Genomic DNA, 11946 nt, shown 5'->3' with positions numbered 1-11946 from the left:
ACAGATGTTTTTACAAAAGATTTCAGATGATCCACAAATAATGATATTTACCGCAGCATTGATTACCAATGTTTTAATTGTAATTATGTTATATAAATATTCAAGATTATTCGATTTAAGTGTGTATGTATATATAACTGGTGGATTATACCTAGTTTCGATGAATGGTATAAGGCAATGTTTGGCAGCAGCTATTATATTCACTTCCACAAAATTTTTATTTGAAGGTAAATTCGGAAAGTACTTACTAGTAATTTTGTTAGCATCCACTTTTCACCTAAGTGCTTTAATTTTAATCCCAATTTACTTTCTAGTAAGATACAAAGCATGGTCAAAGTCGACTATTATCCTATTGCTTTCTTCCATTGTTATAGTTATAGGATTCGAGCAGTTCTCAACATTTCTATTTACTGCAATAGAAGAAACTCAATATGGGCATTACGAATCATTTACTGAGGGTGGCGCAAATATAATTAGGGTTGTTGTTTTTGCAGCACCCATGGTAATAGCGTATTTGGGCAGAGATAAGTTAAGAGCCATTTTTCCTGAAAGTGATATTGTTGTTAATATGTCAATTATTGGTCTTTTATTTATGATTATATCAACCCAAAATTGGATTTTTGCAAGGTTTGCAATCTATTTTAATCTTTACCAGATTGTTTTGGTTTCTTGGATTGTTAAACTTTTTAAGGAAAAAGACCAGAAATTTATTTATTACATCATAGTAATTTTTTATTTCCTTTATTACTATTACGAAAATGTAATTTCACTAAATATTGAATATAGAAGTGAAATTATAACATTATTTAGTTAGAAACAATGAGAGGAAAAGTTTATGAGTATTTCTGATAATCTAACTCAACAAAAGCTACAAGATCTTTTACTTACAATTTGTGAAAAAGGAAACAGGATAGAAGATATTGATGTAAAAGAATTTATTTTGGAAATAAAAAATGAGTTTTTAACGGCCATTTCTGAAAATAAGTGATGAATGGGGGGGTATATTTGTTTGAGATTGTGGAAACGAACCTGCGTTGGAACAATATCCTTAAAAGTTTCCAAATGGTCGATAGCTACTATTCTTATGAATACGGTAAATTATTTGCGAATATAGAAAAAGGTAAATTGTTAGGTGCCTATTATGAAGAAAATGGCAGTAAAATTTTTTACCCTTTTATAGTAAGAGAGATACCTAATATTCATATTAATGCGTTTGATATTGTAACCCCCTACGGATACGGGGGTCCAATAGTTGAAGGTAATCCTAATATTATAAAAGGTTTTTATGAGCATTTAAGTGATTTTTGCTCTTCAAAGAATATTATTACTGAAACAATACGTTTTCATCCTCTTTATAAAAATTATAGATATGGTAAAGATGTTATGGATATCGAATATATTAGAAAAACTACTGCGGTTGATTTAACTAAACCATTAGAAGAAATAAGATTAAATTATACATCCTCAAATAAGAGAAATATAAAAAAAGCACGAAATAATAATATTTCGTGCTTTATTGCTGAAGGAACGAAGGAAAATGTAGATCTATTTATTGAAATGTATAAAGAAACAATGAATCGAAATAATGCAAATGATTTTTATTACTTTGGTGAGCAATACTTCTATGAACAAATAAAGGAGACTGAAATAAGTAAAACATTATTATTATTTGCAAAACGAGAGAATGAGGTAATAGCCGGAACATTGGTTATAGTTGGTACAGAGTTTGCACACTATCACCTCGGAGCGTCGAAAACAAAATATTTAGAGTATCGTCCAAATAATCTATTATTTGATTTTATGATTGAAGTCTGTAAATCCTTTGGTTCAAAGGAGCTCCATCTAGGTGGAGGATATCAGGAAAATGATGGGTTATTTAAGTATAAAACGTCTTTTACAAATAATCATAATTATGATTATTTCATAGGAAAGAAGATTCATAATCTAGATAAATACGAGGATGTAATGGAATACCTAAAGAAACGATATGAATTAAAAGATCATTATTTTCCAATTTACCGGGGGAAATTGGAAAGAAAAATACAAAATGCTTAGCAAGCATGTACTAGGGGGTGCATTTATTTGAAACCTAAATCCCGTATTTACCTTGCCGCACCACACATGAGTGGTAATGAATTAAAGTATATAAAAGACGCCTTTGAAACAAATTGGATTGCACCATTAGGTCCGAATGTAGATGCCTTTGAAAAAGAAATAGCCTCTTATGTAGGAGCCAATGAAGCTGTAGCAGTTAGTTCGGGAACTGCCGCAATTCATTTGGCTCTTTCTTTATTAGAGGTCAGTAAAGGTGACAAAGTATTTTGTTCTAGTCTTACATTTGTTGCAAGTGCAAACCCTATACTTTATCAAGGTGCCGAGCCTGTATTTATTGATTCTGAACCAGAAACCTGGAATATGTCTCCACGAGCGCTCGAAGTGGCACTACGTGAGGCTGCTATTAAAGGAGACTTGCCAAAAGCAGTTATTGTGGTGAATTTATATGGTCAAAGTGCAAAAATGGATGAGATTCTAATGTTATGTAAGGAGTATGATATCCCTGTAATAGAAGATGCAGCAGAATCACTGGGTTCTAGATACAAGGGGATTCCAAGTGGTACTTTTGGAAAGTATGGGGTTTATTCCTTTAATGGTAACAAAATCATTACTACTTCGGGAGGAGGAATGCTGGTTTCAAATGATTCCGAAGCGATGAAAAAAGCTCGATTTTTAGCCACACAAGCAAGAGATCATGCGAGACATTATCAACACCGTTTACTTGGATACAATTATCGGTTAAGTAATGTTTTAGCGGGTATTGGTAGAGGACAATTAGAGGTATTAGATATGAGAGTAATGGCTAAAAGAGACATTTTTAATCGTTATTTTACGGAATTATCTGAAATCCAGGGGTTTGAGTTTATGCCAGAATTACAAAATACATACTCAAACCGCTGGTTAACTACCCTAACAATTAACAAAGCCATTGCAGGGATATCAGTAAATGATCTATTGGATGTATTGGCGAATGAAAATATTGAAGCACGTCCTGTTTGGAAACCACTTCATCTTCAACCTCTTTTTAATGGGGTAAAATATTATCCTCACAATGAAGGGGCTGATGTTTCAAAACAATTATTTGAAACAGGTATTTGCCTCCCGTCAGGAACTAATATGACAGATGATGACCAAATGAGAGTTATTGACTGTATAAAAAATACATTAACAATAAAATATCCAGTAGGACTATGAGGGAAAAAGATGATGGTTGATAAGCCAAAGAGAATTCTCCATATTGTAGGGGCAATGAATAGGGCTGGGACTGAAACAATGCTTATGAATATCTATCGAAACATAGATCGAAAAAAAGTACAATTCGATTTTATATCGTACAGTCAACAGGATGCTCATTACGATGAAGAAATAAAATCATTAGGTGGTAGAGTGATTAAATTATCAAAAACTCAATCAATTAAGGAGCTTGTGCACACAATCAAGGAAACTGGACCATATGAAGCAGTTCACTCTCATACATTATTTCATTGTGGCACAGCTAATATTGCTGCAAAATTGGCAGGAATTAAGATAAGAATTGCGCACGCTCATACAACTTTAGATCATTCTAATAGTGTAATTAGAAAATTATATATAAAAACAATGAGAAATCTAATTTTAAAATCCTCTACTCATTATTTAGCATGTAGTAATCAAGCAGGAAAATATTTGTTTGGAGAAATGGCTTTAAGTAATTCTAATTATGCATTTTTTCCTAATTTAATAGACTATAAGAATTTTTTAGAAGTTGATACCAATAAGGTAAGGCAATTTAAAAAAGAAACCGGTTTAGAAGGAAGTAAGATTATTGGTCATATCGGACGATTTATTGAACCGAAAATCATAAGTTTCTATTGGAAGTATTGAAAACTTTGATTATCAGGGATTCAAAAATAAAATTGCTTTTAGTTGGCGATGGGGACCTGAGGCAAGAAATAGAAGAAAAAGCTAAAAAAGAAGGTCTAGATAATCATGTTAAATTTGTTGGAATTCGAAGCGACATTTCAACGATTTTACATAGCATGGATGTCTTTGTATTTCCTTCTATTTATGAAGGGCTGGGGCTCGTTCTTCTAGAAGCACAAGCAAGTGGTATTCCATGCATTGTATCTGAAGCAATCCAGCCTGAAGCAGATTTAAGGATAGATTTAGTTTCAAGGGTGCATCTTGAAGAAGGTGATGATGCGTGGGCAAATAAGATTCTTGATGTAATCGGTAAAAAAGAAACAAATATAAAAAAATCATTTCTGGGTTTGAGAAAAATGGATATGAAGTTCGGAATGGGATTTCAAATTTAATGAATCTTTATCAGATTTAAAAAGTGGAGGAGCTTATGAAGAACGTATTAATTTCTTCATTTGATATGGAGGTAGGTGGAGTAGAGCGGAGCCTAATTAGTCTTTTAAATAATTTTGACTATGAAGAACATCAAGTGGATTTGATGTTGTACAGTCATACTGGTGATTTTATGAATCTACTTCCAAACAAACCTAGTTTATTAAATGAATCGAAGAAATATAAGACTTTCAGAATGTCAATAGGGCAAGTTCTTAAGAAAGGAAATATTCCAATTGGTTTAATTAGAATTTTTTCAAAATATAAAGCTAGTTTTGATAAGTCAACTGAAAATGGTTTTAAACAAATGCAGTATATGTGGAAGTATTCGTTACCTTTTTTACCTAAACTTGAGAAAGAATATGATGTGGCAATTAGCTATTTATGGCCACATTATTTTGTTGCAGAGAAGGTGAAAGCCCGAAAAAAATTGCATGGATTCACACAGATTTTTCAACAGTAAACACGGATATTAAAATGGATATTGAGATGTGGAATAAATTTGACTACATTATTGCTGTATCCGAAGGCTGCAAAGAATCTTTTATAAAAAATATCCAATGCTGAAGCGCAAAGTAAAAATTATCGAAAACATTACTTCTCCACATATAGTAAAGACTTTAGCTAATCAAGATATTGAGAACCCTATAAAAAATGATAATCGATTTCGAATAATCACTGTAGCAAGATTATCACATGCGAAAGGGATAGATAATGCAGTCAGAGCAATGAATCTATTAAAAAAACAAGGATATAATGACATTGTTTGGTATGTAGTAGGATACGGTGGAGACGAAACAATTATTAAGCATTTAATTGCTAAATATGAACTTGAAGATTCATTTATTTTATTAGGTAAAAGAACGAATCCATTTCCTTTTATGAATGAAGCAGATATTTATGTGCAACCATCTAGGTACGAAGGTAAAGCAGTTACGGTAGGCGAGGCTCAAATTTTATCAAAGCCAGTCCTTATCACGAATTATCCGACAGCAGCTAGCCAGGTGAAAAATGGTTTCGACGGATACATTTGTGAATTATCTGTTGAAGGAATAGCCCAAGGAATTGAAAGACTATATCTAGATAATGGATTACGGAAAAACTTAGTTCAAATTGTAAAAACACGAATTACGGAAATTCCAATGAACTAGAAAAATTATATGAACTGATTTAGGGGAGGGAACAATAAATGTTTCCAAAAGTGAGCGTTGTTGTTCCTGTCTATAAAGTGGAAAAATATATTGATAGATGTTTGAAAAGTATCGTGAATCAAACATACACAAATTTAGAAATTATTCTTGTAAATGATGGATCACCAGATAATTGTGGGACTATAGTAGAGAAATATGCAGAAATTGATTTACGTGTAATTGCACTACACAAGGAAAATGGCGGCTTATCAGACGCAAGAAACTTTGGAATGAATTATGTCACGGGTGAATTTACTTTGTTTGTGGATAGTGATGATTGGTTGGAAGTTGACATGGTAGAAACTATGGTTATGAATAGTATTAAGTATAAAGCTGATGTTGTACAATCAGCTTTTTATTATGCCTATGAGAATTATTTATTATTTGATAATAGATATTTTCCTAAAGATGGTGAACCTATTATCTTAGATAAAAAAATGCTCATGAAGGAATTAGTAATCAATGAAAAGGTCAAAAACTTTGCATGGGGAAAGCTTTATAAAACAAAAATAATTAAAGATTTACCATTTGAAAAGGGTGTATTATTTGAGGATGTATTTTGGGCACATAACGTTATGCATCGAGTAAACACCTACTTAATAACACATCAGCCTATGTATTACTATTTTCAAAGAAGTGACAGTATCGTAGCGAATTATACACTTAGAAGCCTTGACATATTAAAAGGCTTAAAGGTGCGTCACAAATTTTTAGAAAATCATTATGAAGACTTAATAAATGAATCATACAAGAACATTTTAAAAACAAGTCTCATTCACTATAATTTGTTAATTATGAATAGAAAAAAAGATAAAGGTGGATTACATAGGAAAGAAATTAGAAAGTACATTAAAAATAATTACGAGAACCTGTTAAAAGCAGTCGAAAGTAATCAGCAGTTAAAGGCGCAATTAAACTTATTTTTAATACACCCTTTGTTGCAACTTATTTTTCTTGGCCTCCAGAAGGTTCTACGAAAATTTAACGTCTTTGTACATAAACAGGAGCTAGAACAATTGGAAAGAAAGGAGGTTTTGTAATGTGAACAAAATAAAAAAATATGTTTGTCTTGCAATTATTTATATTTTTAATTGTTTTCCTATTAAAGATAATAAAATCATATTCTTTAGTTATTATGGAAGTCAATATGGTTGCAATCCTAAATATATATCTGAATACATTCAAAAGAAATGCCCACCGGAAACATTTGATATTGTGTGGGCATTTACTGATTTAAGGTCAAAAAAATATATTGAAGGTGTACGAAAAGTTAAAATGATGTCTTTTAAATACTTTTACGAATTATGTACATCTAAAGTGGTAATTACAAATTTTCGAACAACGGATTTGTTCGTTAAGAGAAAAGAACAATTTTACATCCAAACTTGGCATAGCTCTTTAAGATTGAAACAAATTGAAAAAGATGCAGAAGGATCACTACCTCTACAGTATATAGAAATGGCAAAAAAAGACTCTTTAAAGTGTGATTTATTACTATCGGGATGTAGGTACAGTTCTGATATTTTCAATAGAGCTTTTTGGTATAAGGGTAAAGTTTTTGAGTACGGTAGTCCTCGTAACGATCTTTTCTTTAGTAATAACCTAAATAAGAATGAGATTTTCAATAACCTTAGGATTCCAGGCAATCACAAAATTGTCTTATATGCTCCAACGTTCAGAAAAAATAATGGGGTTGAAGCCTATAATCTAGAATTTGCAAGAATCATAAATGCTCTTAAAAGCAGGTTTGGAGGAGACTGGACATTATTAATTAAATTACATCCTCATCTTATTTCTAAATCGAGTAAACTTCATAACAGTGCTGCTAATGTTATTGATGTTACTACGTATGATGATATACAAGAATTATTGGCTATATCTGATGTACTGATATCGGACTATTCTTCTTTAATATTTGATTTTTCTATAACAAAACGACCTTGTTTTCTTTATATACCCGATGTAAGTGAATACATTAGCAATGAAAGAAAACTATATTTTGATATAAATCAATTACCTTTTATAACTGCAACAAATAATAAGGATATAGAAATGAAGATTGAGAACTTTGACGATGAATTATACAAAAGTAGATTACATAATTTCTTGAGTGATATTGGATCATTTGAAAATGGCAGAGCAAGTGAATATCTATTAAACGAAATAACCGAAACATGCTTTAAAAAGCAAAGGGGAGAAGAATATGAAGCAGTATAAAATTGGTTATACAACTGGTGTTTTTGATTTATTTCATGTTGGACACTTAAATATTTTAAAGAGAGCAAAGGAAAAATGTGATTACCTTATTGTAGGCGTCAGTACCGATGAGTTAGTTTTGACCTACAAAAATAAAAAACCCGTGATTCCATTTGTAGATAGATTGGCGATAGTCGAAGGAATAAAATACGTGGACGAAGTCGTTCCACAAATGAATCGTGATAAGTTATCGGCGTGGGAAAAAATAGGTTTTGACGTAATGTTTGTAGGTGATGATTGGAAAGGGAATTACCTCTTTGAACAGGTAGAGAAACAATTCAAACAGGTTGGAGTTGATATTGTATATTTCCCTTATACAAAGGGCGTTTCGTCAACCCTGGTAAAAGAGAAAATTAAATTATAGAAATGGATAGATGCAAATGCTGCAAATCAAGTTGTTTGAAACTTGAAAAGAGTTTCTCTTGCTAATACAGAGATAAATTTAGAAATTCTAAATGAAATTAAAGCTTAAAAAAGTTCTTCTTATAATAGGTTAACATTCACACAATTAAATGTAAAAATTTCTGATACAAAGGTACGCGATAGTGGATAGAGTTTTGAAATTGAAATTTATTATGTTAATAGATGGAGAAGATAGAATGAAAACAAAATTATTATTTGCCATAGATTCTTTAGTTGGTGCAGGAGCAGAAAAGAGCCTTATTACACTTTTATCTTTATTAGATTATAAAAAATACTCAGTCGATCTAGTATTGTTTGCTCATGGTGAAATTTTACAAGAATTAGTACCTAAGGAAGTCAATATTTTAAAACCATTTAAATACACTGAGTTTGCGAATTTAACTTTATTAAGTGCTTTTTGTTTTTCAGTCAAAAAGAGAAATTTTAATATGCTTTATTCAAGAATTATGTACTCTCTTAAAATTCGTTTGAAAAAGTACAATAATCCCGAAAAAGCAAGAGTTTATTGGGAAAACGTATCAAGCATGATTGAAGGGAATAATACAAAATATGATATAGCTATAAGTTATGCTCAAGGGGTACCAACCTTTTTTGTTGCTGAAAAAGTTAAAGCTCAGAAAAAATTTGCATGGGTTAACGTAAGTTATAGATTAGATGTGAAAAATGCAGAATTCCAAAAAAATTATTATGACATTTATAATAAAATTGTAGCAGTGTCCAATTCAGCAAAAGAAATCTTTCTTGAAACGTTTCCGAATTACCGAAAAAAAATAGAAGTTGTTTATGATATTAACAATCCTGATTTTATTGCAAATATGGCCAATCTAAATGAAGGGTATAGAGATAAATTTAACGGTTATAGGATTCTTACGATTGGGAGACTAGCTTATCAAAAAGGCTATGATATTGCTTTAGAGGCATGTGGATTATTAAAAAAACATGGGGTTAATTTTAGATGGTACGTACTAGGTAAGGGCCCTTTAGAAGAAGAGATCAAGGACTACATTCAAAAAATAACCTTGAAGATAATTTTATCTTACTAGGTGTCACATCTAATCCGTACCCTTATATCAAAAATAGTGATCTTTACGTTCAAACCTCAAGATTTGAAGGGTTTGGATTAGCAATTGCTGAGGCAAGAATGCTTAATATTCCAGTAGTAACAACAAGGTTTGATGCTGTTGAAAGTCAGATGTTAGATGGTGAAAATGGCCTTGTGGTGGATATGAACGCATATGCAGTATTTGAAGGAATTCTGACATTAATCCAAAATCATCAATTAAGAGAAGAGATTATAAATAATTTAATGAAGGAAAAGAAAGGGAATATTGAAGAATTAGATAAATTTTATGCATTAATTGGATAAAACTATGAAAGTGAGTAATCATGAAGAAGATAATATTTGTAGTAATTAATATGAATGTTGGTGGTACGGAAAAAGCACTTCTTAATTTGGTTAATGAATTTCCAAGAAAAAAATATGAAATTACTATTTTTATGTTGGAAAAGTACGGTGGGTTTCTTAAATATATTCCTCAAGAAGTCAATATTCACTATTTTTCAGACTACTACAGTATAAAGGACTTATTAAATAATCCGCCACGGTATACGTTTATTGATCTTCTAAAAAAGGGTAAAATATTTAGGGCCTTTATGATTATTATATTACACATAATTACTAAGGTTTTAAAGGATAGAAGCCTTTATTTTAAATATTTACTTAGAAAATACCCAACCCTAAATGAAGAATATGATATAGCAGTGGCTTATGATGGCCCAATGGATTTCATAAGCTATTTTGTTTTAAAGAAAGTAAAAGCTAGAAAAAAGCTCCAATGGATCCACTTTGATGTCTCTAAAATAGGATTTAATTTAAGATTTACTTCAAAGATTTATTCTAAATTTGATAGAGTCTTTGTTGTATCAAATGAAGCTAAAACGAAATTACTCAAATATCTTCCTAATTTAAAGGGAAAAACAGAGGTTTTATTCAATATCATATCACCTTTAACAATAAAAAAACAATCAACAATGGGTTTAGGTTTTACCGATAACTTTGAGGGTCTCAGAATATTAACAGTGGGTAGATTATCAAAAGAAAAAGGCCAAGATTTAATTGTACCTGTACTTGCTCGATTAATACAAGAAGGTCATAAAGTAAGGTGGTATTGTTTAGGAGATGGGAATCTCAAACATGATTTAGAAAATCTTATTAAAGATTATAAATTAGAAGATCACTTCATCCTGTTAGGAAGTGATCCAAATCCGTATCCATATATTAATCAATGTGATATATATGTTCAACCATCTAGGCATGAAGGTTTTTGTATAACCCTCGCTGAAGCAAGATGTTTAAGAAAACCTATAGTAACAACTAATTTTACTGGAGCAAAAGAGCAAATTAGTAATGAAGTTAATGGATTGATTGTTGATGTTAGTGAAAATTGTATATATGAAGGCTTGTTAAAATTACTTGAAAATAAAGATTTAAGAAAGACGTTTTCTCAGAACCTTTTACAACAAGATTTTGATAATGAAAATGAAATAAAAAACTATTAAATCTAGTAGTATAGTTTTACAAATATAAATAATTCAATAAGGTGGTTATATGATTCTATTTACTACAATTTTGTTAATTTTGATTGTCATATTTTTATTTTTGAATAAGAGAAAAATAACTTTGGGATTATGGTCAATTACAACATTTAATTCTAGTACATATATAACAAAAATTCCTGAGAAAGAAAAGTTTGTAAGCCCTTGCTTAACGGCTAAAGACGTAAATGATGTGCCTGCAGAATTTGTAGCAGATCCATTTATTATAGCGCATAATTCAACTGTCTATATGTTCTTCGAAATTCTGGATAAGATATCTGGAAAAGGAATTATTGGCCTGGCCAGTAGTGAGAATGGCCAAAACTGGAAATATCACAAAGTAGTCTTAAGGGAAGAATTCCACCTTTCATATCCATATGTTTTTGAATTTGATAACGAATTTTATATGATACCTGAAACATGTGAAAAAAATAAAATTTTATTATATAAGGCAAAAAAGTTTCCATATCAATGGTCGTTAGTAAGTGAATTGCTAACAGGAAGTTATGTTGATTCAAGTATTTTTAGATTCAATAACATGTGGTGGATGTTTGCGGGGAAAAGTGGAAAATTACATTTGTTTTTTTCAGAAAAACTTGAAAAAGGCTGGGTGGAACACCCTAAGAGCCCGATGATTACAAATAATAAAAGAATCACCAGACCGGGAGGCAGAGTTATTGTAGAAAATGGGAATATATTTAGATATACCCAAGATGGCTTTCCGAATTATGGTAGTGCAGTTAATGTATTTAAAATAAATAAGTTAACCGATGATGAATATGAGGAGGAACAAATTAATTTAGTATTATCAGGTACAAAGAAGGAAAATGATTGGAATAGGGACGGGATGCACACAATCGACCAATTAAAGCTTGGTGACAATAATTGGTTAATTGTAGTAGATGGACATAAGTTTGAAACAAAAAATCATTTATTATGGAGGATGGGTAGATTATCGGCTAAAACCTTTTCTCTATTCGGATATAAAAAACAAATGCGAGTATGTTTAATTAAATGTATCGGTATACAAAGAATCATAGATGATAATAAAAATTACAGTTGTAATAGTGCGGAGATTAATACAAAGGAGAATTGA

At 30.9% G+C, this 11946-nt stretch carries 11 protein-coding genes and 2 pseudogenes; all 13 read left to right on the top strand.

From position 1 onward, the window contains the following. Positions 1–814: EpsG family protein (locus BTHG_RS25295; protein WP_010678080.1), on the top strand; the 814-nt coding region annotated here is incomplete at its 5' end. Between the two features lie 21 nt (positions 815–835). Then, positions 836–988, top strand: coding sequence for a hypothetical protein (locus tag BTHG_RS26900; protein WP_157256235.1), 153 nt, complete (start codon positions 836–838; stop codon positions 986–988). Positions 989–1005: 17 nt separating this feature from the next. Next, positions 1006–2055, top strand: a complete 1050-nt coding sequence (locus BTHG_RS17745; protein WP_010678079.1) for a lipid II:glycine glycyltransferase FemX — start codon at positions 1006–1008, stop codon at positions 2053–2055. A 66-nt stretch (positions 2056–2121) separates the two neighbouring features. After that, the gene (locus tag BTHG_RS17740) at positions 2122–3249 is read left to right on the top strand and encodes an aminotransferase class I/II-fold pyridoxal phosphate-dependent enzyme (protein ID WP_042342298.1); all 1128 of its coding nucleotides are present in this window, start codon (positions 2122–2124) and stop codon (positions 3247–3249) included. Positions 3250–3258: 9 nt separating this feature from the next. Next, positions 3259–3918, top strand: a complete 660-nt coding sequence (locus BTHG_RS27130; RefSeq protein ID WP_198420979.1) for a glycosyltransferase — start codon at positions 3259–3261, stop codon at positions 3916–3918. Then, a complete protein-coding gene (locus tag BTHG_RS27125) occupies positions 3906–4349 on the top strand; it encodes a glycosyltransferase (RefSeq protein ID WP_198420978.1) in 444 nt (147 codons plus the stop codon). Before BTHG_RS27130 ends, BTHG_RS27125 begins: the two co-directional genes overlap by 13 nt. Before the next feature lie 35 nt (positions 4350–4384). Beyond that, a pseudogene (locus tag BTHG_RS25285) lies at positions 4385–5560 on the top strand (glycosyltransferase). Between the two features lie 15 nt (positions 5561–5575). Beyond that, positions 5576–6616: a glycosyltransferase family 2 protein gene (locus BTHG_RS17725; protein WP_010678077.1), complete on the top strand. Its 1041-nt coding sequence runs from the start codon at positions 5576–5578 to the stop codon at positions 6614–6616. Position 6617: 1 nt separating this feature from the next. After that, positions 6618–7793, top strand: coding sequence for a CDP-glycerol glycerophosphotransferase family protein (locus BTHG_RS17720; protein WP_010678076.1), 1176 nt, complete (start codon positions 6618–6620; stop codon positions 7791–7793). Beyond that, positions 7780–8196 carry an adenylyltransferase/cytidyltransferase family protein gene (locus BTHG_RS17715; protein WP_010678075.1) on the top strand — a complete coding sequence of 139 codons (417 nt, stop codon included), beginning with the start codon at positions 7780–7782 and terminating at the stop codon, positions 8194–8196. Before BTHG_RS17720 ends, BTHG_RS17715 begins: the two co-directional genes overlap by 14 nt. A gap of 211 nt (positions 8197–8407) precedes the next feature. Continuing rightward, a pseudogene (locus BTHG_RS25280) lies at positions 8408–9621 on the top strand (glycosyltransferase). Positions 9622–9641: 20 nt separating this feature from the next. Further along, the gene (locus tag BTHG_RS17705; protein WP_010678074.1) at positions 9642–10814 is read left to right on the top strand and encodes a glycosyltransferase; all 1173 of its coding nucleotides are present in this window, start codon (positions 9642–9644) and stop codon (positions 10812–10814) included. Between the two features lie 49 nt (positions 10815–10863). Then, positions 10864–11946, top strand: a complete 1083-nt coding sequence (locus BTHG_RS25275) for a glucosamine inositolphosphorylceramide transferase family protein (protein WP_010678073.1) — start codon at positions 10864–10866, stop codon at positions 11944–11946.

The organism is Bacillus timonensis (assembly GCF_000285535.1).
Taxonomy (GTDB): Bacteria; Bacillota; Bacilli; order Bacillales; family Bacillaceae_L; genus Ferdinandcohnia; species Ferdinandcohnia timonensis.
Note: the sequence above shows the minus strand (reverse complement) of the source record. Positions and strands in the feature narration are given on the sequence as shown.